The 20706-nt window shown below is 34.8% G+C and carries 21 protein-coding genes; 10 read left to right on the forward strand and 11 right to left on the reverse strand.

All coding sequences use genetic code 11. The annotated features are described in order from the left end of the window. Positions 1-167 precede the first annotated feature (167 nt). Together CG11_RS18205 and CG11_RS18210 are read right to left on the reverse strand one after the other, a co-directional pair. Positions 168-749 carry a YceI family protein gene (locus CG11_RS18205; protein WP_052598267.1) on the reverse strand — a complete coding sequence of 194 codons (582 nt, stop codon included), beginning with the start codon at positions 747-749 and terminating at the stop codon, positions 168-170. A 24-nt stretch (positions 750-773) separates the two neighbouring features. Next, positions 774-1298 (reverse strand): acyl-CoA thioesterase, encoded by a 525-nt coding sequence (locus tag CG11_RS18210; RefSeq protein ID WP_052598268.1) that lies wholly within the window; start codon positions 1296-1298, stop codon positions 774-776. A 214-nt stretch (positions 1299-1512) separates the two neighbouring features. Here CG11_RS18210 and CG11_RS18215 point away from each other — a divergent pair, with 214 nt between their 5' ends. Next, positions 1513-1968 carry a hypothetical protein gene (locus CG11_RS18215; protein WP_052598269.1) on the forward strand — a complete coding sequence of 152 codons (456 nt, stop codon included), beginning with the start codon at positions 1513-1515 and terminating at the stop codon, positions 1966-1968. Between the two features lie 200 nt (positions 1969-2168). On the opposite strand, the gene CG11_RS18220 is transcribed toward CG11_RS18215, so the two are convergent. After that, the gene (locus tag CG11_RS18220; RefSeq protein WP_052598353.1) at positions 2169-2831 is read right to left on the reverse strand and encodes a DUF697 domain-containing protein; all 663 of its coding nucleotides are present in this window, start codon (positions 2829-2831) and stop codon (positions 2169-2171) included. Positions 2832-3522: 691 nt separating this feature from the next. Between CG11_RS18220 and CG11_RS29220 the strand changes: the two genes are divergently transcribed. The 5 genes from CG11_RS29220 (at position 3523) to CG11_RS18240 (ending at position 5323) form a co-directional block, all read left to right on the forward strand. Then, complete coding sequence (locus CG11_RS29220; protein ID WP_072011005.1) at positions 3523-3687, forward strand: DUF1328 family protein; 165 nt, start codon at positions 3523-3525, stop codon at positions 3685-3687. Positions 3688-4202: 515 nt separating this feature from the next. Beyond that, positions 4203-4400, forward strand: coding sequence for a CsbD family protein (locus CG11_RS18225; RefSeq protein ID WP_052598270.1), 198 nt, complete (start codon positions 4203-4205; stop codon positions 4398-4400). A gap of 104 nt (positions 4401-4504) precedes the next feature. Beyond that, positions 4505-4702, forward strand: a complete 198-nt coding sequence (locus CG11_RS18230; RefSeq protein ID WP_052598271.1) for a CsbD family protein — start codon at positions 4505-4507, stop codon at positions 4700-4702. 110 nt (positions 4703-4812) lie between these two features. Then, positions 4813-5010, forward strand: coding sequence for a CsbD family protein (locus tag CG11_RS18235; protein WP_052598272.1), 198 nt, complete (start codon positions 4813-4815; stop codon positions 5008-5010). Positions 5011-5179: 169 nt separating this feature from the next. Then, positions 5180-5323, forward strand: a complete 144-nt coding sequence (locus tag CG11_RS18240; RefSeq protein ID WP_156039823.1) for a CsbD family protein — start codon at positions 5180-5182, stop codon at positions 5321-5323. A gap of 118 nt (positions 5324-5441) precedes the next feature. On the opposite strand, the gene CG11_RS18245 is transcribed toward CG11_RS18240, so the two are convergent. Beyond that, the gene (locus CG11_RS18245) at positions 5442-7532 is read right to left on the reverse strand and encodes a PKD domain-containing protein (protein WP_052598273.1); all 2091 of its coding nucleotides are present in this window, start codon (positions 7530-7532) and stop codon (positions 5442-5444) included. A 494-nt stretch (positions 7533-8026) separates the two neighbouring features. On the opposite strand from CG11_RS18245, the gene CG11_RS18250 reads away from it, so the two are divergent. Next, positions 8027-9109: a M42 family metallopeptidase gene (locus CG11_RS18250; RefSeq protein WP_052598274.1), complete on the forward strand. Its 1083-nt coding sequence runs from the start codon at positions 8027-8029 to the stop codon at positions 9107-9109. A 9-nt stretch (positions 9110-9118) separates the two neighbouring features. After that, positions 9119-9970, forward strand: a complete 852-nt coding sequence (locus CG11_RS18255; RefSeq protein WP_052598275.1) for a hypothetical protein — start codon at positions 9119-9121, stop codon at positions 9968-9970. A gap of 105 nt (positions 9971-10075) precedes the next feature. Here the strand turns inward: CG11_RS18255 and CG11_RS18260 are convergent, their stop codons facing one another. Then, positions 10076-10396, reverse strand: coding sequence for an SCP2 sterol-binding domain-containing protein (locus tag CG11_RS18260; RefSeq protein WP_052598276.1), 321 nt, complete (start codon positions 10394-10396; stop codon positions 10076-10078). A 174-nt stretch (positions 10397-10570) separates the two neighbouring features. Beyond that, positions 10571-11416 carry an alpha/beta hydrolase gene (locus CG11_RS18265; protein WP_052598277.1) on the reverse strand — a complete coding sequence of 282 codons (846 nt, stop codon included), beginning with the start codon at positions 11414-11416 and terminating at the stop codon, positions 10571-10573. Positions 11417-11785: 369 nt separating this feature from the next. Here CG11_RS18265 and CG11_RS18270 point away from each other — a divergent pair, with 369 nt between their 5' ends. Beyond that, positions 11786-12754, forward strand: a complete 969-nt coding sequence (locus tag CG11_RS18270) for a fatty acid desaturase family protein (protein WP_052598278.1) — start codon at positions 11786-11788, stop codon at positions 12752-12754. Between the two features lie 27 nt (positions 12755-12781). Here the strand turns inward: CG11_RS18270 and CG11_RS18275 are convergent, their stop codons facing one another. Then, on the reverse strand, positions 12782-13309 hold the full coding sequence (locus tag CG11_RS18275) for a hypothetical protein (protein ID WP_052598279.1): 528 nt from the start codon (positions 13307-13309) through the stop codon (positions 12782-12784). 305 nt (positions 13310-13614) lie between these two features. On the opposite strand from CG11_RS18275, the gene CG11_RS18280 reads away from it, so the two are divergent. Then, positions 13615-16275: a CHAT domain-containing protein gene (locus CG11_RS18280; RefSeq protein ID WP_052598280.1), complete on the forward strand. Its 2661-nt coding sequence runs from the start codon at positions 13615-13617 to the stop codon at positions 16273-16275. Positions 16276-16282: 7 nt separating this feature from the next. On the opposite strand, the gene CG11_RS18285 is transcribed toward CG11_RS18280, so the two are convergent. The 4 genes from CG11_RS18285 to CG11_RS18300 all read right to left on the reverse strand — a co-directional run bounded on the left by CG11_RS18285 (position 16283) and on the right by CG11_RS18300 (position 20288). After that, positions 16283-17779 (reverse strand): CotH kinase family protein, encoded by a 1497-nt coding sequence (locus CG11_RS18285; RefSeq protein WP_052598281.1) that lies wholly within the window; start codon positions 17777-17779, stop codon positions 16283-16285. Beyond that, positions 17776-18465: a DUF2490 domain-containing protein gene (locus tag CG11_RS18290; RefSeq protein ID WP_081909596.1), complete on the reverse strand. Its 690-nt coding sequence runs from the start codon at positions 18463-18465 to the stop codon at positions 17776-17778. The genes CG11_RS18285 and CG11_RS18290 overlap by 4 nt, the downstream gene beginning before the upstream one ends. A 334-nt stretch (positions 18466-18799) precedes the next feature. Continuing rightward, positions 18800-19216 carry a hypothetical protein gene (locus CG11_RS18295; protein ID WP_156039824.1) on the reverse strand — a complete coding sequence of 139 codons (417 nt, stop codon included), beginning with the start codon at positions 19214-19216 and terminating at the stop codon, positions 18800-18802. 655 nt (positions 19217-19871) lie between these two features. Next, on the reverse strand, positions 19872-20288 hold the full coding sequence (locus CG11_RS18300) for a hypothetical protein (RefSeq protein WP_052598284.1): 417 nt from the start codon (positions 20286-20288) through the stop codon (positions 19872-19874). Positions 20289-20706 lie beyond the last annotated feature (418 nt).

The raw sequence follows: 20706 nt of genomic DNA on the forward strand, positions 1-20706 counted from the left end.
TTTGTGGTAATTAAATCTAGTAGATTCCTATCTTTTTTCCAAAAAAAAAGTCATCGCCGAAAAATTCGGGATGACTCATGTTTGTTTTAAATCTTTTATACAGTACTAGTAGCAGTGAGCTCATGACTAGAGGGAATCACAACGCTAACACTATTGTACTAGGCAACTTATTCTTTAACCAAGGTAAGAGCCACGGTAACTTTTACATTATCAGCAATTGTTGGCAATCCACCTTTGATACCAAAATTACTTCTATTAAAATCAAAGGTAGCTTCAGCTCCCATAATACTTGATTTTTTGCCATCTTTTCCCTCTACTTCTCCTTGCCCTTTTATCACTACAGTCACCGTTTGAGAAAGAGTAGTACCAGCAATAGATAAATCGCCAGTCATTTCATAAGTATTGTGTCCTGTTGGCTTGATGTAATTGCTTTTGAAAGTAGCGGTTGCTGCTTTTTCAGCATTAAAATAACGCTCTCCCTGCAAATGCCCATCTCTGGTTTCAGAATTGGTATTGATAGAGGCGATTTGTACTGTAAAGTCAACTGCTGCCGTGCTGAAATCTTTCTCATCTTTTAACGCAACTTTTCCAGCTATATCGCCAAAACTACCATGAAAATCACTGAATTTATACCCAACAGCAAATACCAAAGAAGAATGGGCGCCATCAACGGTATAAGTAGCATCTTGAGCTTGTGTAAATAGAGTCGTAGTGCATAGTAATAAGGCGATAAGAAGAATATTTTTCATCGTTTGATTTTATTTTATAATGATTTAATCTTTTAACAATTCTGATTTTAATTTCAGGGTTTCTTCCTTCCCTAATCTTCCAGAGAAAACCAATCGCATTTGGCGACGTTGCAATGCTTCATCGTAACGTTTTTTCTCCTCGGCGGTTAGAGGTAATAATGGCGGAACTTTTACAGGACGTTTCTCTTTGTCGTCAACAGCTACAAATGTAAAATAGGCATCGTTGCATCGACGGGTATTTTTGCCTTTAATATCAGAAGAAAAAACTTCTACATATACTTCTACAGATGTTGTAAAAGCTCTAGTCACCACACATTCTAGTGTAATGACATCTCCAAGAGGAATCGGCTTATCAAAAGATACATTGTCTACAGAAACCGTAACAACATAACTTTCGCAATGCTTGCCTGCACAAATTCCTGCAACAACATCCATCCATTTTAATAAATTTCCCCCCATTAAATTATTGATAGGGTTGGTATCATTGGGCATGATCATCTCCGTCATAATCGTTTTCGACTCGGATACTTTTTTAGGCGCTAATTCCATAGAATGCTTCTTTTGTTATTGAATAATCTGTTGGATTTTAACAGGTGCTTATACAGTTATTAATAAATTTTATGGAGAATATAGAATAGAATAAAATGTCTATTCTGAATTCTTTATCTTTGCACCACAAAAGTAACAAAAACATTGGTTTTAAGTTCTTAGAAAGTCAATGTTCACCTATAAAATGTTTTATAATAGAAAAAATAAGTAACAAATGAAGTATTTAATTTTGCTGATAATCAGTTTTTTATTGGTTTCTTGTTCTAATCCTGAGCCTTCCAAAAAGATAGAAAAAGAAACTTGGAAATTAAATGAAGATGCTGCAACACTCTATCAAGTAGTTGGAGAGAAGCACGACACGGCAATGCTCTTAATGACAGATATAGAAGCAACAAGGAGTCAACTAAGGTTAAGAATGAAAACAGCAGAAATTGATAGCCTTAAAAAAGATACGATACTCAACTTGTTGACGGCACTCAAAAAAGCAGACGATGGAATGATGAATTGGATGCACGAATTTAAAAGTACGGAGTTAAACGAGGAGGAGTACAAAAAAATGTCTGAGACAGACATTATGACTTATCTAAAAGATGAAGAGCAAAAAATCGAACAAGTACATATAGATATGTTAGAAAGCATTAAAGATGGGAAAGCTTTTTTGAAACAATAAAGTAAACACTTTTAGCTCAAATTAAAACAAACGTACTTGGGAGTTAAAAAACAAAACCGCTTTGTATAGGGTTGATAACCATATATATTATAAGTTAGCAATCCTATGCGAAGCGGTTTAATAATATTACATTATTTAGTAGTTCGTTAATTAGCTGCGCTGCTACTGCGTGGTTTTAACGAACTATTGACTACTAAAAATTATTTATAATTCTCAATCAACCGAGCTTTCATTTGTGCAAACTCTTCATCATCAATGACCCCCATATCTTTTAATTCTGCGAGTTCTTTTAATTTACGAACGATTTCAGAATTAGCATTTTCTTCCGAAGCCTCCTTTTGGGGAGTAGTGTTGGTGTACTCTACGGTATCTTCTTTAACAGCTCCTTTTTCTTCTTTTTCCCTCTGAATGTCCTCAGCAACTGTTTTCCCCTTTTCAAATTGCTCATCATAATAACGTTGAAAGCGGTCTGTATCAAAGTCTAGGAATGTTCCTCCGACCGAAAAATGTGTTTTGAATACCTGACCTAAGGCATAAGTTGAAGCACCAGAAACAATTGACATAGATACGCCTCCTAAGACAGAACCAAAGCCAGGAACCAATTTGAGCAAAGCATTGGCACCTAATCTAGAAAGCCCCGAACCAGTAAGAGAAGTCACTAAAGCCTTGCCTTCTGTTTCCTTGAAATCAACACCATATATATTGCTAATGGTGCGAATCATATCCAACTGAACAGCTGCAACAGCAACAAAATCAGCAATTGGAATTGGAATAAAACCAGCCCCCATAGACCAAATTACATGATTTCTTACAGCAGATTCTGCTCTCTGATTCAAATCCTCATTATTATTCTTATTACTCATTTTTCGTACAAATTTTGCGGCTTTAATGAATTTATTCTCCATCAATAGGTTGATTAATGATTACTAATTTAATAGACACTTACGAAATAATAGATACTTGGAATTGTATTCGTAATAGCTTTTGTTGCTTGTCTAACCAATATACAAATTTGAATAAAAAAAAGTTGCATTGAGCTTCATCTTTTGAAACTCTTAAGGAGGGGGGAGCTATATTCATGAGTAAGAGGTTCCTTATCTGTGGTACTTATTGGTCTTATTTCGAAGAAGAGCAAAAGTCTTGTTAGTAAGATAAAAAAAGGTATCAGTTCTAATGTGCTGATAGATAGTAGGGTGCAGCTAGTTTTTTTTGTAAAAACAATTTTTTTTTTGATTTTATTTGAACAATCTGTGCTGTGGGATGTTATAATTATGTATCAAGTGACAACGAAACATACATTTTTAACTTACTTAAAAGTTTTGAAAATGAGCTGATTACCCTAAATCAGTTGACTCTGAAAAAAGAGACCTTCAATACAAATATTAATAATCACCCTTATTTTTGAGTAAGTTTAGTTTGCAACTATTTTAACGACCACGTAGTAGCAGCGCAGCTAACTATCGAGTAAGAGTACTATTTATTGGTATAAATGGTCTTGTTGCCCCTTGCTACTTATCTCGAAAACTTATTATTTAATAAAAAACAACGTAAATCATGCTTAGAATTATCATAACGTTACTGATCATCGCTTTTATTGCTGCTCTTTTTGGATTTGGAGGAATTGCTGGTGCGGCTACAGGTATTGCTAAAATTATTTTTTACATTTTCCTTGTATTATTAGTCGTTTCATTGTTATTCAGTCTATTAAGAAAGGCGTAATAAAAGAAAGTTGAAATTAAAATGAACATTTTTTGATTATATTTGTTATAATAATATAGACGTTAAACAACAAATGATAAAAATCAAAATTTGCATACATTGCTGCTGATGAGCAGAGTGAATCGTTCCTAGAATTAAACCATTCTGTTTTTGTAAAACACCCGTTTCAAAGACCCAATACAAGCACATATAGTCAGTAGTAATATCCCCCAAAACTGTTCGTAGTTCATATCATGTTCGAGCAGTCTAAGCCTTAGAATCTATATTTTTATACTTCTACAACTTCTAGCTTATTTGTTAGGCTTAAGTAGGAGGAATAAACTAACTTTTCAATACAGCTAATCAATCGGTAGGAGTCAATTTTAATGTCCTGCACACATTGAAGAATCAGAATGCTCACTTTTATTTAGTGATGTAGTTAATGATTCCTGTGTTGATTACCCATGGATAATAACCAACAAATACACGCATATTATCACAATAATCAATCTATTAACAATTAAAACATACAAATTATGAGTGCATTTAGCGATAAAGTTAAAGGAAACTGGAATGAAATCAAAGGTAAGTTGAAGCAGGAATATGCTCAATTGACTGACGATGATCTGAAGTACCAAGAGGGAAAAGAAGATGAAATGCTTGGTCGCCTACAGACAAAATTAGGAAAGACTAAAGAGGAAGTTAAAAATTGGATTGACTCAATTGGTAGCTAATTATACCAGACGTATATCCTAAGGTACTCTCTATGTATCATACAACACATTAGGTGTTGGAAAAAGGAAAAATATATTTATTCACCTTAAAAAATTAAAAAGAAATGAGCGCGATTAGCGATAAGATTAAAGGAAACTGGAACGAAATCAAAGGTAAGTTAAAGCAAGAATATGCTGAGTTAACCGAAGATGATTTAAAGTACCAAGAAGGGAAAGAGGATGAAATGTTAGGTCGCCTACAGCAAAAGCTGGGAAAATCTAAAGAACAAATCAAAAACTACATCGACTCAATTGGTAATTAGTATAGTCACTTTCAAAATCCCTACAGGAACAAGCATTTAGGTTGTACAGCTTCAAAAGAACCTGTGCAACAAGAAAAAAATATTTGTTCACTTTCAAAAATTGAAAGAAAATGAGTGCGCTTAGCGATAAAGTAAAGGGAAATTGGAAACAAGTTAAAGGTAAAATGAAGCAAAGGTATGCTCAATTAACCGATAACGATTTAATGTATGAGAAGGGAAAAGAGGATGAAATGCTTGGACGATTACAGCAGAAGCTAGGAAAGTCAAAGCAAGAAATAAAACGTTGGATTAATTCCATTGGAAACTAAATTTATTTCTTTTAAACTCCTAATAAAACCTGTACACAGGTTGTGCAATTTCAAATGGATTTGTACAGCATGAAAAAAACTATATTAATTCGTTCACCCGAAAAATAAAAAAGAAATGATTGCAATGAGTGATAAAATCAGAGGAAACTGAAATGAAATCAAAGGTAAAATGAAGCAAAAATATGCTGAGTTAACCGAAGATGATTTGATGTATCGAGAGAGAAAGGAAGATGAAATGCTTGGACATTTGCAGCAAAAGCTAGGCAAGTCGAAGCGAGAGATAAACGATTATATCAACTCCATCGGTAACTAAAGTCATCATTTCTATAAAACAGACAAAAATTGAGACGTTCTATTCAGAACATCCGATAGCAAGAAAGCTCATCTGGGAATATCCCAGATGAGCTTTCTATGTGTTGGTAATGTGTGTCTTATCGAATAATCAGTTGACCAGTAGCATGAATATTATCATTTTTTAGATGGTACCAGTAAGTTCCCGCAGTAAGAGAACCTCTCTTGATTGTAATTTGATTGGACGCTATATTGGTATAAGTATGAATGATTTTTCCTTGCAAGTTGGTAATGATTAAATCAAAACTTTCTTGCTCAACGTTATTAAACATCAATGTTGTTGCCTCTTCAAAAGGATTGGGGTTTACTGAAATGTTGAGTGCCTGTATTGCTTGAGTGTTTTGAATATTAGTGGCGCCAACTGTTACCAATTGACTAATCGTATCGCTTCCACAAACATTGCTGACTATTAGCTCTACGGTATACGTACCAGCACTTGCGTAAGTATGGGAAGGATTTTGTTGAGTAGAAGTATTGTTGTCTCCAAAGTTCCAAGCATAAGAATCGCCAATACTAGAGGTTGCAAAATTGACATCCAAGCCAGAAACGTTTTGTTGAAAATTACTAATAGTTGGACTACTGTTTGCTGTAATTATAACCGTATCAGGAATGGAAGCACAACCCAATGCATCGTAAGCTGTAACACTATATGTGTTTGGAGAGCTAATTTGAGTACTTGCTGTTGTGGCAGCGTTCGACCAAGAATAAGTAGCAAAATTCCCTGTTGCGGTTAAGGTTAAAGGCGCATTGTCACAAAGAACATATTGTCCTGAAGTAGAAGTAATTTGTGTCGTAGTGGGAGCAGGTTCTGTAATGGTAACACTATCCAAATGCTCACAACCTACAAAGTCTGTAATGACAACTTGATAGGTTCCAGAAGATAAATTGTTGATACTGGCACTAGTTTGTCCATTGCTCCAAAGATAGGTATAGGGTGGTTTAGGACCTGTGACATTTAAAACGGCTTGCCCATCATTGGCACCAAAACAGCTTACATTAGTACTGCTAATAGCTTGGTTGTAATGTACATAAGGTTTTATAACAATAACTGAATCTCTGCGTTGTCCATTATCATTAATCATGACATATTTAGCCGTATCGCCATTAATATCGAACCGAACATAATGGTTTTCGTAGATCTCTACACTTAAATTAGGAGCATTATTATTCGTATTAGCATCTAATGTACTTGCACCAGCACCACCCGTTACTAGATATTGTACGCCATTCATTTCTCCTCTTTGATAACAATGAGAATGTCCATTAACCACAAAATCGACGTTATACTTCTCAAATTCGGGCACTAAGTCCGTACGCATATCTTCGTCTCCTTGGTATAAAAAATAAGGAGAAAAAGGAACATAATAATCTAAACTCCAAGCATTGGTCCATGGCGGTTGGTGAAAGAAAATAAAGAGCCACTTTTTGTCATTGCACTTAAATTCATCAACCATCCAATTGAATTGAGCAGATCCTGTTGTGTAATCGAGGTTGGCATCCAAACAAACAAACTTAGCGTCCCCCCATTCAAAGGAGTAATAACGTTCTGTATTCGCAGGATTATTACTAAAAAGATAAAAAGCATCTAAATAAGTTGCTGCATTATCTGCGTACGTATCGTGATTTCCAATGCATGTAAAATGACATTCTCGTTTTAACATATCTTTGTATACTCCAAAGAAAATATTGTCGTAATTATCGCCCACATTTTGATCGACATCTCCTGTCACTATTGCAAAATCTGCATTTTCTGATTCCATTAATCCTGCGACTTGATTTTGTATGGTATTGTTATAACCGCAATCTCCATAGGCCAAAAAACTAAATTCATCGGCTAAAGGTAGAGGTGCTGTTTCAAAATGCTCGATGGCAGAAATAAAAGTATCGTTGGGAGCGATTGATTTTACTTGGTAATAATAAGTCGTATTAGCTTGCAAGCCAGCCAAATCAAAAAAATGTTTTTGATCTAGTCCTGTCGTAGAAAGAGAGTCAAACCATACGCCTGAGGTAGTTCCTAAATATAGTGTTCCAGTAGAAGGAGTGGCACGACGCCAAGCAATAGTTGCTGTTGTTTGAGAAGGGCGCTGCACATTGGGATAGCGATTGACAACCTGTGCATTAGAATATTGGGAAAGACAAAAGAATAGGAAAAGTAGAATTGTGTACTTCATTATCAAAGAGCGACTAAGTAAATAAAAAGTTAAGATTAAAGATTAAATTTACAAAAAATTATCAATTTATTTACATTGAAAATACTATTAACAAAAAAGACCATCTTGGGAGCCAAATTTAAATTATTTTTTAGCAGAAAATTTTTTTTTCGTTAAACATTAAATACAGCAAGGAGAGAGATATTTAAATGATTGTTTCTATTTTTCTAAAACTATTGTATCTTTAATTATAGTACTTCATGGATTTTTTTGCTTTTTTGATAGAAAGACAAAAAAATATCTTTGTATGAATTTAATTATCAGTAATTTACTGTTTGAATGCTTAAAAGGTATCTTGTTGATAATTAGGCTAATGTAATTTTGTGCGAAGTATTGTAATGAATGGTTCTTTACGCTTTATGGTTAGAAATAGCCAAACAAAAAGAAATGAGTTTTTTAGTTTGTAGAACCCTATTGTAAATATTGAAAAAATCTGAATTATAAGTAAATCCATTATGTCAATAATAACAAAGAAATCAGAAAAATTTTTAGAAGCTTATCTGAATAACTTTTCTCCAACTGGGTTTGAATCACCAGGTCAAAAGATGTGGCTGGACTATATAAAACCTTACATTGATGATTATAAGGTTGATAATTATGGAACGGTCTATGGAATTATCAATCCAGAAGCAGAATATAAGGTCGTTATTGAAGCGCATGCCGATGAAATTTCATGGTTTGTACATTATATAACCAAGGATGGTTATATAAAAGTAATTCGAAATGGAGGTTCTGATCATACTATTGCGCCATCTAAACGAGTTAATATTCATACTGGGAAAGGAATTGTTCGAGGTGTGTTTGGGTGGCCTGCTATTCATACTAGAAGGGACGAAGATTCTACTTTAAACCCTAAACTAACAAACATTTTTATTGATGTAGGTGCAGATAGCAAAGAAGAAGTTTTGGAAATGGGAATTCATCCTGGTTGTGTCATTACCTACCCCGATACTTTTGAGGTGCTTAATAAGCGTTATTATATTGGTCGTGCTTTGGATAATCGTATTGGTGGTTTTTGTATTGCAGAAGTTGCCCGATTGTTGCATGAAAATAATATCAAACTGCCATTTGGCTTGTATATAGTCAATTCAGTTCAAGAAGAAGTTGGTTTAAATGGTGCCAAGATGATTGCCAATGCCATTAAGCCAGATGTAGCTATTGTAACCGATGTTTCTCATAATACACATACTCCTTTGGTAAGTGTCGAAAAACACGGAGATATTAAAGGAGGGGATGGACCCGACTTAACATTTGGTCCTGCGGTACACAACAATTTACTAAAATTGATTCGAGAAGCCGCAGAAGCCAATGAAATTCCTTATCAACTAAGTGCCAGCTCTAGAATTACAGGAACAGATACCGATGCTTTTGCGTTTTCTAATGCTGGTGTTCCTTCTGCATTGATCTCTTTACCAATTAAATACATGCATACGACAGTAGAAATGGCACACAAAGACGATGTGGAAAATGTCATTCGTTTAATCTACCAAGCCTTGCAAAGAATAGAAGATAAACACGATTTTAGATATTTTACATAAGTAGTTTGAATGGCGAAGTTTATCAATTTCCTATTGTATAGCAATATTTATATTGCATTGTGTGCAGTAGCGATGACTGCTCAAACGCTATATGTATTTGATATAAGTGTACCAACAAGTCCTGCTTTGCTAGGGCTTGTTTTTTTTTCTACCTTGGTTATTTATGCCTTGCATCGTTTGGTGAGTTTGTCAAAGGTCGACAAAAATTTAAAAGTAGAACGTTTTAATGTGATTGAAACGTATCAACGGCACATTCAAATTTATGCTGCTTTAGGGACGATAGGTGGTGGTGTTTGTTTTTTCTTTTTAGCGAGAACTACTCAATATGCTTTAGTGCTGCCTGCGATATTGTCCTTGGGCTATGTGATTCCATTTATGGGAAATAAAAAACTACGATTGCGGGATGTGCATTTTATCAAAATTTTTTTAATTGCCATTGTTTGGTCTTATGTAACTGTTTTATTGCCAATCTTAGAATATGGTATTCCACTTGAGGAGCAAGCAATTGGAGCAATAATAGAACGGATATTATTTATTTTTGTGATCACCTTGCCTTTTGATTTACGAGATTGGGAAATTGATAAAAAGAATGGTGTAAGAACAATTCCTGCGACCATTGGTGTAAAAAAGACGCTTCAATTGGCATTCTTTATACTGGTTCTTTGGATGCTTGGAGTCACTCAAATCTATACTTGGTCGATAGTAGTAGGTTTGTGGGGTTCAGGAATTACAACAGGAATATTGGTCTATTATTCGCCTCAGCAAAAGCACGACTACTATTTCACAGCATTGATGGACGGAACAATGCTCTTGCAGTATGGGCTCGTATTACTATCAACGGCTAGCATGTTGAGCAATTAGAAAATAAATTGCCTAAGCCTTGAAATGAGAGATAAAAAAGCCCCAAAGTTTTAAACTTTGAGGCACAACGATTGAAAATTTGCTAAGTTCAATAGGTTGTTGTGTTTACATTAATCCTAACGGCTTGGCAAATTTTGTCATCTCGTTTAAGTTACTAATTTTTAGCTTTCCAAACATGATTGCAGTCATTGGATTTTGCTCACGATTGATGATATCCATCAATACTTTATCAGAAGTAGTAATGACACATTTTGCTTCACCTTCTAGGCCTTCCACTACCGAAAATTCACCATTTTCAGATGATGCAGTGAATTCTCCTCCACCATCACCAGAAATTTTAAAGTGAAAACGAGTATCTCCTTTACCATCCAATGCTTCAGGAGTAATTCTATCAGGGAAACCTAGTATAAATTCTTTTGCAGTCATAAGAATTGAATATTAAATTTAAAATTTTTCGATTTAGATTTTTGATGATTGTAACAGATATTCTTATCAGAATACCTTTAACAGACCCTTTTTGACAAAAATATCTTAAAAACAACCAATTAAATATAGTTGTTATTCTCTTGTCTAAAAGAAGCGCTCAATATAAAAATAGTTCTATAGTTTTTGTAATATCCATTGATAAATATGTTCCAGTACATCTAATTTCTCAGGCTCATTATGAAGTTCATGATAGCCGCCTTCCCATATTTTCAAACTAATGTCACCAGTAGCTTTTTCTGCAAAGCGTTGAGTAGCAGCGGGGGAGGTAATACCATCTTCGCTACCGTGCAAGAGTAATAAGGGGAGGTTAATTTTAGAGACTGTTTCTAGGCTTTTTTGTCCCGATTCTAGCATGCCTATTGCGGTTTCAGAAGTTACCTTACTATGGTTTAATGGATCGTTGCTATACGCTGCAACCACCATCTTATCTCTAGAGATTAAGTTAACGTCTAGTTGATTGTCCTGTGTGAATTTAGGATAAATAGGTCGAATTAATTTGCCTAAAAATAGCAAAAAAGCAGGTGGTTTAAATGCTGGTTCTAACAATGGAGAAGTAGCTATAACTCCTTTGAGACCAGTATGTTTTTTGTGCAAAATATAATCTAAGACAATACCTCCTCCCATACTATGTCCATACAAAAAGACAGGTACAGAAGAATGCCTGCGGCTAGCTTCACTATGCAGTTTTACAATATCATCAAAGACATAGTCGTACTTGGCAATATGACCACGTTTGCCCCCCGATTTTCCATGACCAGAGCGGTCGCAAGTTAAGAGTGCAAATCCATGATGCGTAAAAAACTCTGCCACGTGTTGATAACGGGAAGAATGCTCTCCTAAACCATGAATAAGCAAGATAATTCCTTTAGGGAGCTTGTATTTAGTCTCATCAGGCCACCAGCCCTGTGCGTAAATTTTGACTTTGGCTGGATTTGTCCAACTAAATTCAGTGTGTTTCATTTCTATTGTAATTTGTGACGTATTAATTCAATACATCACGTATGAATATTCCTATAAATCACTTTAAGATAAAAAAAATTGACTACTTGGTTAAGGAAATTTGAGATTTATTCCTAGAAGCTATTATTAAATATAGAGGTTTGAGTAGAATGCTAAGTATGCCTTGTTTTTGTTTTAAATATTAAGTATATTAGACTCAATACTCCGTTGATTAACTTTGTTACTCCCTACGGTCGTGAGCTCGGTTTGCTGCTACTGCGTGGTTTCAATGGAATAATGTTAGACTGTCAAAATAGCCTTACTTTAGAAACTATACAACAACAGCAAAAGAGATTTTTTGTGAAGCGTACATTAAAATGATTAATAGCCATGCACCAACTACCAACAGCTCCTTATCTAACTACAGAAGAACGGAAATCATTGTTAGAGATGAACGATTTTAGAGCATTTGTAGAAGTAACTATTCATTGGTTATGGATTGTTATTGCTCTTTTACTACCTTATTTTTATTGTCACCCTCTGACAATCATAATGGCTCTGTTTATTTTAGGCGGGAAGCAATTGGCTTGTGCCATTTTGTTGCACGATGCCTCCCATTTTTCTGTATTTAAAAATAAAAAGGTCAATGATTTTGTAGGGCAGTGGCTAGGGGCTTATCCTATTTTTCAAGATATGTTGGCGTATCGTCCTTATCACAAAATACACCATCTTTATACAGGATTAGAAGAAGACCCTGATTTGTTATTGACCAGAGGGTATCCCACTTCTAAAAAGAGTATGATGAGAAAGTTTTTTAGAGATTTGTCAGGACAAACAGGAATGAAAGCTTTTGTAGGCTTAATTTTAATGAACTTGGGCTATATAGAATATAATTTAGGAAATAATATTGTTCGAGTATCTCAAAAAGATAGGACATGGGAGGAATTTTTTAAGGTGATGATTGCCAACTTATGGAAACCAATTGTAGCCAATTTTATGATCTTTTTACCCTTGTATTTATTCGCTTCTGGATGGTTGTATTTGTTGTGGATTGGAGCTTATTTAACTACTTTTCAATTTTGTATTCGAGTGCGTTCGATGGCAGAGCATTCTGTGGTAGAAGATGCGACCAACCCACTGTTAAATACTCGAACTACTTATGCTAACTTTATTGAGCGGATGTTGTTTGCTCCTTATCATGTGAATTATCATGTAGAACACCATATGTTAATGGGCGTTCCATCGTACAAATTGCCTGAAATGCATGCACTGATTAAGGCAAGAGGCTTTTACGAAAAAGGAGTGTTAGCACCTAATTATTGGTCCATCATACAATTGGCAGTTGAGGTGGAACAATAAAAATAGTTTGTTTGATCATTACGACAACTAATGCTTCGCACTTTCAGCTTCTAGTTGATCCAAACGTTTTGTTAGCTGCTCAATTAACAACGCTTGTTCTTCAACCTTTTGTTGAAGTAGGGCATTGTTTTTTTCTAAATCTGAAATATTAAGCTGACTCGCTGCCAAAATTCCTGTCGAGGTAGTATATACAATTCTATTGCCTGTCCCTGTTAACGATTGAATTCTTGCTCCACCTGCCACATCAAGTTTTTCTGTAGGGTTGTAAGTCCCTATTCCAATATTGCCATGAGAAGATTCGGTCGGATTTAAGATAATATGTTTATTTGAGGTTGCTGTTATCCAAAAGTCACTGCCTACTGTAGTGATGTCGATTTCGCTACCATCTGTACGGACGTGTAGAAACTTTGTTCCATCAGGATTTTGTAACTTGATTTGCCCACCTTCAACAACTAATTTTTGATCGGGAGTTGCAGTTCCAATGCCAACATTTTGAGCCATTGCTCCAATAGGTAGGAAAAAAAGTAATAAGATATTAGCTAATAAAATACGCATGAGCCGATTTTTTATTAAAAATAATAGAGTATGTGTCGTTCTGCTGACAGTAAGTATGAAGTTAAGGTATTATATTCGTAATACTTCGTAGTAGTTCGTTGATTTTTTACTTTTTTAGCTCGCTACGCTCGTGAGCTTGCAAGCTCGGTTCGCTGCTACTGCGTGGTTTCAACGAACTATTGACTTCGTAGACAATACTTTTTTACCTTTTTTAAAGGTATTACAAGGCACGCTTAGTGTTTTGTGCAATATCGAATTATTGGACGATTATTTAATGTTGGCGGACTATTAAAAACAATCAAATTATGATCTATCTTCAAAAAATATTCTTTGTTGCTCTGCTTTTGGAGAGCATAACACTAGCTGCGCAACGTACAACAATGACAGATTTTTCTTTGGCGTATAATCTAGGAGCATACAATCGAGCGGCAGCGTTGGGCGAAGAGTTGTTGTTGCGAAAGTCTATACAAAATGATGTAAATATTTGGTTTCCTTTGAGTACGAAGCTAGGGATAGCTTATCATTCAATTGGAAATTATACACGTGGATTGGAGCGTTTGGATTTGCCTATAGAATGGGCAAAGACAGAAAAAAATTACCCTGTCGAAGATCTATTGTTGGCTTATCACGAGAAAGGAAAAATTTTAAATGAATTAGAGCAATATGCTTCTGCTCAATTTGTCTACTCTAAGGCTGTCAAATTATTTGAAAATGATAGATCTTTGCAACAAGATAGTAGTGCTCAAATTATTTATCTAAACACATTGATCGGAATTGGCGCTACGGCTTATTCAAAATCAGATTACTCGAAAGCTAAGACGTTTTTTGAAAAAGCATTAGTATATAGCAAGGAGGTAGGGGTTAAAGAGATGGGATTATTAGCACAACAGCATTTATATTTAGGTAAGGTAGAGGAGAAGCTTGGAAATCATAGCTCAGCAGGTGATCAAATGTTGACAGCGATTGAAGTGGGAAAAATGGAGGTTATAGAGCAGAGTGTGTTGTGGAGCAATTTTTATCACGACTTAGCCAATTATTATATCGAGTACAAGCGAAACGAAGAAGCACTAGAATACAACAGTTTAGCTATTAAGTCCCTGTTACCTACATGGAAAAATGAAGCTCAGAATGGATTGCCAACTATTGAAGAGTTGAATCAGTCAACATCTCTGGGGTTGGCAGCACAGTTATTGGCTCAACGAGGAGCTATTTTTTTTAGTAATAAAAATGAGGGAGAATTAAAAAAAGCTTTAGAAAATTACAGACTCATGGATGTGTTTGTTACTCGTTTGCGTCGTCTGTATACTGGAGAAAGTGCTCGTTTGTTATGGTCCGACCGAGCATTGGATTTTTATGAAAAAGCCATCAAAAGCTGCTTGAGATTATATGATAAGACAGGGCAAGAAGATTATCGTTTAGAGGCCTTTGAATTGTCGGAAAGAAGCAAAAGTTTGTTGTTATTAGAAGCGTTTAAAAAAATAAAAGCTAAGAAAGTTTCTGGTGTTCCCATTGAAAAAATTGAAAAAGAAGAAGTACTAGAAGCAGATGTGGATGCTTTGGAAAATCAATTGTACAACTTAAAACGCTACAGAAAAAGTACAGAGAGTTACAAAAATAAGTTGAGAAAAAAAGAAAAAGAGTTGTTGGAAAAAAAACGAATGTACGAGGATTTTTTGATAGAACTTAGAAAACAATATCCTGATTATTATAAGCTAAAATTTGATCTATCGGTAACAACGGTGGGAGAGGTGCAAGAACGTTTGGCAAGCGATCAATTATTGATAGAGTATTTTATCACAAAAAATGAATTAATCGTTTTTAAAATTAGCAAACAAGGGTATGATGTATTGGAATTGCCCTTAGATTTTGAATTGACACCCAAAATTAAAGCCTTTAGAGAAGGTATTTATGGATATTATTTGAATAATAAGGAACGTTCCCAATCGTTGCGAAGAAGTTACATACAGCAATACCAAACTTTAGGCTATGAATTGTACCAAGGTATTTTGAAACCTGTATTAGCTGGTCAACAGGAAAGTCGTTTGATGATTATTTTGGCAGGGAACCTGGGATTTTTGCCTTTTGAGGCATTATTGACCGCTCCTGCTACAGGCGAAAATTTTACGCAAATGCCTTATTTGCTCAATGATTACGCCATTGGGTATTGTTACTCTGCTACCTTATTGCACGAGATGCAACAGAAAGAGCATGTTCCTGATAAGATATTTTTGGGATTTGCTCCTGAGTTTAAGCAAGGGGTAAAATTGGAGGGAAAGTATGCCTTTGACCCTTTGTTGCATAGCGAAAAAGAAGTGAAAGAAATTTTTGATTTGGTGGGGATGGGAGAAGTCTTTGATGGAGAACTTGCTACCAAAGAGAACTTTCAAGAAAATTGTGAGGATTATTGTATTGTTCATATTGCAACGCATGGGGTGATGAATACAGAGAATTCAGAAAACTCTTTCTTGGCATTTTCTGAAGTACCCGATTCTAGTGATAATGAATTGCTTTATGTTCGAGATTTGTACAACATGCACTTAACGGCTAGTTTGGTGGTTTTGAGTGCTTGCGAAACAGGAATCGGAGAGCTATACGAAAGCGAAGGAATTGCTTCTTTGGCAAGAGGGTTTTCTTATGCTGGGGCAAAGAGTCTGATTACTTCTTTGTGGAGTGTAAACGATCATGCTACGGCCGAAATTATGCGCCGCTTGTATGCCAATTTAAAGATGGGGATGCCCAAAGATAAGGCTTTACAGCAGGCAAAACATGATTTCATCAAGGATGCAACCAACCAAACAGCCCATCCTTTTTTGTGGTCGGCTTTTATTCAAATTGGAGATGAAGCTCCTTTGCCAAGTCCTGATGGGCAAGGTGAAGGAAATGGGAAACTGCTATGGATATTGGGTGGCATTGCATTGCTTTTGTTGGGAGTAGGTTTATTATTACGCCGTTCTAAAAAAGCTTAGCAGACTACTAAAGATTGGTAAAATAATCATCTAAGAAAAGCAAACGGTCTTGTGTCCAATTGATTATATAGTATTGTTGTTGGGCGATGTCAATGTGACTGTTCCATTTCAAATTTTCCCAAAATAGAATATCTGATGTACCTATTTCTGCAAAGTTATTGTCGTAAATGGAATTTAAATGCGAACTACTAAAAACATTTCCTCTAAGCAAGAACCATCTGTTTTTTAACCTTTGTTTGAAATTATTAGAATTAGTTTGCAGCAGACGATCAAAGAGATGATTGCTCAAAATAGTAGTGGTATTGGTGGGAGAACCATCCCAGAATTGCCCTAAAGTGCCATCCAAATCCCAGGGAGTAATAAAAAATGGAGCGGTTGCATTTTGACGAACCCAAATAATGTTTTTACCTGTATTGTCAAAGGCAGATGTTAGGTTCAAAAAGATATAATAGTCTATAAAAAGGTCCAAATCAATGAAGGTATTAATTTGAGTGCTGAAGTTATGGTCGTTTTCATTAATAATAAAATCTCTTAACTGATGTAGTGGCGCCCAATGAATTCTATTTTTGGGAATAGGATACTTTTGTTCCCAGCCATCCCAATTATTGGAATGATGAGGCATATTAGAATTTAATTGCTCGAAAGTCGTTGTACCATCTCCCCAAGCTGTTGTCTTGTACAAGACAGCTTCTGGATGGTTTAAGCCAAGTTTTTCGGCGTTTATCTTCTCATTCAAACAGTAAATACCTTGATAATCATTATTGAGATAAAGTTCTACAAATTTAGATTGTATGCCATGATGCTTTAAGGGGTTCATGGCTTGCCAGATTTCAAAAGAAACTTTATTGCGCAATCTAGATGGGTCGTTGTACATAGCATCTAAAATCCAGTCTTCATTCTTATCCCAATCAAACAAAGATTTAGAGACTTTATTACCCAAACTCATGCTGTTTAGGAAAGCAAAACCATACGATTTTTTGGGATTGGATTGAGAAGAGCCACCTCTGATTTCTATCCCCACAAAAGATGTTATGGGGTAACTTGCATCAGTAGGGGAATTGATTGTCAATCGAGCTAATTTCTTTGGCTCATCTATAATGACGTTTGGAGTAACAATTCTCACAATGGGTAAATTGGTAAAACGGAGTGTAAAATATTTGCAAATGCCTTTGGTGACTAGTTCAACAACATACTCTTCTCCAATTTTAACCTTGCCAAGGTTATTGCTAGCATTATTAGCTAATGAAATACCATCAATTGAAATGCTCGCATAATCCTGAAAACGAACATGAGGGGTAAAGTTTGAGATAGAATCCTGCGCTATGCTATATCTTAAGGAATTGGTTGCTTTGTCAAAAAAACAATCCTTGTGGTCTAAAGCTAAAATTAAAGGAAGTTCTAGTTGGTCATCGGGCAAGGCATCAAAGATGATTTCTTCTTTGTAGCAGGATTGAGAAAAAAAAAGGAATACGGCGATACAATAAAAAAAGAGGGCTTTATTCATAATTCAATACTATAAATCATTTTTATAAAAAAGAATGAAAGGGCATCTTGGGGCTGCAAATTTACTTCGTATCCCACGGCAAAATTAAATTGCCCAATGACTGTTTTTATCTTATTGCCAATATTAAACCGTAACTTATCTAAGTGTGTTTCTTGATGAGGGGTTGTGCTGACAAATAATTCCGTAGAACAATAGAATTGGTGTGTTTTCTTATACTTATAGGTCAATTTTAGTTTATTGCGAACCGTAGATTTCTTTCTAGTTATTATGGTTGGTTCTGGTTGAAATAAGTCAATAAATTTTTGTTGATATCGGAGCCTATAAGACAGTTTAAACTTCTTACTAAACTTAGTCTTAAATTCAAGATCAAAGTTATAGCGTAGACTGTTTTCTGTTGGCTTCCATTTTTGTACATCATGTATATAGCGAAAGTTGCCATGCAATCGAAAGTTTTTATTAATCGTATAATTTAGTCCTAGATCAGCTAAATAGGCATCAACAACGCTACTATTTTGGCAGGTTCGAAATTGTTGTTCTAAGGAAAGTTGAAAATTTTGAGGTAGTTTTTTTTTGACTAAAACTCCGACCCAAACCCCAAAATCTTGTTTTATTTTAATTTGTTGAGCATGGGTATGGGCATACAAAAGCATTAAAAACAGCAATAAAATGTTACTCTTTTTTCTCATTGATAAAAGACTCTGAATTTACTAAGCAAATAAATAAGTAAGTTAACGACTCTGAATAGAGTTAGGACGTTTGTGTTTCTTGGAACAGAAGGGGAATAACCTGATAGTTGAAAATGAAATTCTTTAAGAGTTGTTTTGGTATACGGTAAGAATAGAGATATTCTTTTAAATAGTCTCTAGAAAAGACTATAAGATGATTGAAAAAGGCTGTGTAGGAGATAGCGCAAATCATCATTAAAAAACAACTTGTCAAGAAAAAAAACGCATTGAACATGATTTCTGGATAAACCCAATGCGTTTTTTAGACCATGTTTATAATTACATCAAACGATGCCTAAAACAATGCTGCAACATCTTTATGTTGAACTTGCTCGACTGTAACGCCACGGGGAACAAAAACTTTGAAGGTATATTTCTCTTCGATAGTCGTTCCTCTAATGACCAATTCTTTTTGTGCTTTTAACATGGTTAAAATCATACTTCCATCGACATCTTTAGAACTTGCTGTATAGCGTCCTGCTTCCGCCAATGCTTTTAAAGTAGGCTCATTAAAATTAACGGCATCAATTGTAGTCACTAAACGGACTATTTTTTCGTCCCATTCTTCGATTTCAATTTCTCCATCTACGGCTAAAGTAAGGACTTGCGCACCGTTGTACTGATACGATTTGACGATGTTTTTTTGGACTTGGGAAGAAGCCGCTAGAGTGCATCCAAAGACGAATGCCATTGTTAGGAATAAATATTTCATACGCTTGCTTTTTGGCTCATGTACTGCAGGGAATATACATGACTTGTGATTGAATAAATTGGGTGTGTTTGCTGTGTTTGTAGTTAGGTAGTTTGTTCTAATATTAACTTATTAAAAAATGTGTTTAGGAACAATAAGAATAATATTATGGGCAAAGATAACTAAAACTAATATGATTAAACATATATCAATTAAACTCTTTTTTAAGATACGAAAAATGTATGATTATCAAAAGATTATAAGATGAATATTATCCTCGGAAGGATATTTTTATTTTGCTTGTATTGAATGTTTGTGTATTTATAAAACGAAACAAAATAGCAAAAGGTTGGTATCGTCAAAAAAAATAGCTTAGAATTTTTCAAAAACAGCCTAAATATTTATGAATTGTCGCAAAAAGAACAAAAAGAGTAAGGAATCTTTTTATTTTTTTTAAATAAAGAGAATTGGTCTATGACTTTAATCGAGGGATTACTTCAACGAGACAAAGTCAGTTTACTTATAAGCTAGGAATAATGATAATGGTTGGATATATTAACAGCTAGGAGAGAGGCGAGATTTACTTATAAAAAAAGCCATCCCTTTATTATAGAATGGCTTTCTTCTCAAAAAAGTTATCTTAAGCAATGAATTGGTGATCTAGTAAACTAATTATTTAGTTAACTGTACTATCATTGTCAGGATTCGAAATCATTTCGACAGTTACGCCTTCAGGAACAAGAATCTCATAAGTTAAAACTTCATTAAGGACTTGACCTCTAATGGTAACTTTTGTAGCTAGTTTAGGCATTTGAATTGTCATAACGCCATTATCAGTAGTTGTTTCTATGTTGTAACGTCCCACAGAAACCAAGCGTTTGAGGATTTCCTCATTAAAGTTGGTCAATTCAATAGTGGTGGTTACACGAATGAAGGATTCTTCCCACTCTCTAACTTGAGTTGTCCCCTCTAGGTTGATCGCAACACTAGAAGCATCGGCAGCTAGGGATTTGACAAATGTCTTTTGACTTTGTCCAAAACTAGCTGAAACAAAAAGAATAGAAAGAATAAAAAGTGTAAAGATTTTTTTCATAATAAATTTAATTTTTGGGTTAAAGAATAAGGAAAAAATATGCCATTCCTTAATTAGGTTGTTCTTTTGGGAGTGCAAAGATGCGATTTTTATGCCATAAAGTCAAGCTATTTTTTAACTGACAATGAATGATCTACATCAAAAATTTCATTTAAAACTAGAATGCGAAATATTATTTGGTTCAAAAAGCTTGTTGCCTTCTTTCTCGCTCATTTTAAACTCCTTATAGACATAACATTTTTTTTAGAAAAATAATTCTATTTATTGATTTTAAGTTTTTTTAACACAAAAAGAGGGCATAATGAAACTATTTTTAAAAAACTACAATTGTTAAGTAACCACTTTCAAAAACTTTGTATAAATTCGTTGGCTAAACTATGAATGCACGACTCAAATTTTAGCATAAATACTTCACAAA

The sequence above is a fragment of the Aureispira sp. CCB-QB1 genome, assembly GCF_000724545.1.
GTDB lineage: Bacteria > Bacteroidota > Bacteroidia > Chitinophagales > Saprospiraceae > Aureispira.

Bases quoted from the DNA above. Each gene is read 5' to 3' on its own strand.
- CG11_RS18250 (WP_052598274.1), top strand. From the start codon at position 8,027: ATGTCAATAATAACAAAGAAATCAGAAAAATTTTTAGAAGCTTATCTG.
- CG11_RS18260 (WP_052598276.1), bottom strand. From the start codon at position 10,396: ATGACTGCAAAAGAATTTATACTAGGTTTCCCTGATAGAATTACTCCT.
- CG11_RS18275 (WP_052598279.1), bottom strand. From the start codon at position 13,309: ATGCGTATTTTATTAGCTAATATCTTATTACTTTTTTTCCTACCTATT.
- CG11_RS18280 (WP_052598280.1), top strand. From the start codon at position 13,615: ATGATCTATCTTCAAAAAATATTCTTTGTTGCTCTGCTTTTGGAGAGC.
- CG11_RS18295 (WP_156039824.1), bottom strand. From the start codon at position 19,216: ATGAAATATTTATTCCTAACAATGGCATTCGTCTTTGGATGCACTCTA.
- CG11_RS18230 (WP_052598271.1), top strand. From the start codon at position 4,505: ATGAGCGCGATTAGCGATAAGATTAAAGGAAACTGGAACGAAATCAAA.
- CG11_RS18290 (WP_081909596.1), bottom strand. From the start codon at position 18,465: ATGAGAAAAAAGAGTAACATTTTATTGCTGTTTTTAATGCTTTTGTAT.
- CG11_RS18235 (WP_052598272.1), top strand. From the start codon at position 4,813: ATGAGTGCGCTTAGCGATAAAGTAAAGGGAAATTGGAAACAAGTTAAA.
- CG11_RS18265 (WP_052598277.1), bottom strand. From the start codon at position 11,416: ATGAAACACACTGAATTTAGTTGGACAAATCCAGCCAAAGTCAAAATT.
- CG11_RS18240 (WP_156039823.1), top strand. From the start codon at position 5,180: ATGAAGCAAAAATATGCTGAGTTAACCGAAGATGATTTGATGTATCGA.
- CG11_RS18285 (WP_052598281.1), bottom strand. From the start codon at position 17,779: ATGAATAAAGCCCTCTTTTTTTATTGTATCGCCGTATTCCTTTTTTTT.
- CG11_RS18225 (WP_052598270.1), top strand. From the start codon at position 4,203: ATGAGTGCATTTAGCGATAAAGTTAAAGGAAACTGGAATGAAATCAAA.
- CG11_RS18220 (WP_052598353.1), bottom strand. From the start codon at position 2,831: ATGAGTAATAAGAATAATAATGAGGATTTGAATCAGAGAGCAGAATCT.
- CG11_RS18205 (WP_052598267.1), bottom strand. From the start codon at position 749: ATGAAAAATATTCTTCTTATCGCCTTATTACTATGCACTACGACTCTA.
- CG11_RS18215 (WP_052598269.1), top strand. From the start codon at position 1,513: ATGAAGTATTTAATTTTGCTGATAATCAGTTTTTTATTGGTTTCTTGT.
- CG11_RS18255 (WP_052598275.1), top strand. From the start codon at position 9,119: ATGGCGAAGTTTATCAATTTCCTATTGTATAGCAATATTTATATTGCA.
- CG11_RS29220 (WP_072011005.1), top strand. From the start codon at position 3,523: ATGCTTAGAATTATCATAACGTTACTGATCATCGCTTTTATTGCTGCT.
- CG11_RS18300 (WP_052598284.1), bottom strand. From the start codon at position 20,288: ATGAAAAAAATCTTTACACTTTTTATTCTTTCTATTCTTTTTGTTTCA.
- CG11_RS18245 (WP_052598273.1), bottom strand. From the start codon at position 7,532: ATGAAGTACACAATTCTACTTTTCCTATTCTTTTGTCTTTCCCAATAT.
- CG11_RS18210 (WP_052598268.1), bottom strand. From the start codon at position 1,298: ATGGAATTAGCGCCTAAAAAAGTATCCGAGTCGAAAACGATTATGACG.
- CG11_RS18270 (WP_052598278.1), top strand. From the start codon at position 11,786: ATGCACCAACTACCAACAGCTCCTTATCTAACTACAGAAGAACGGAAA.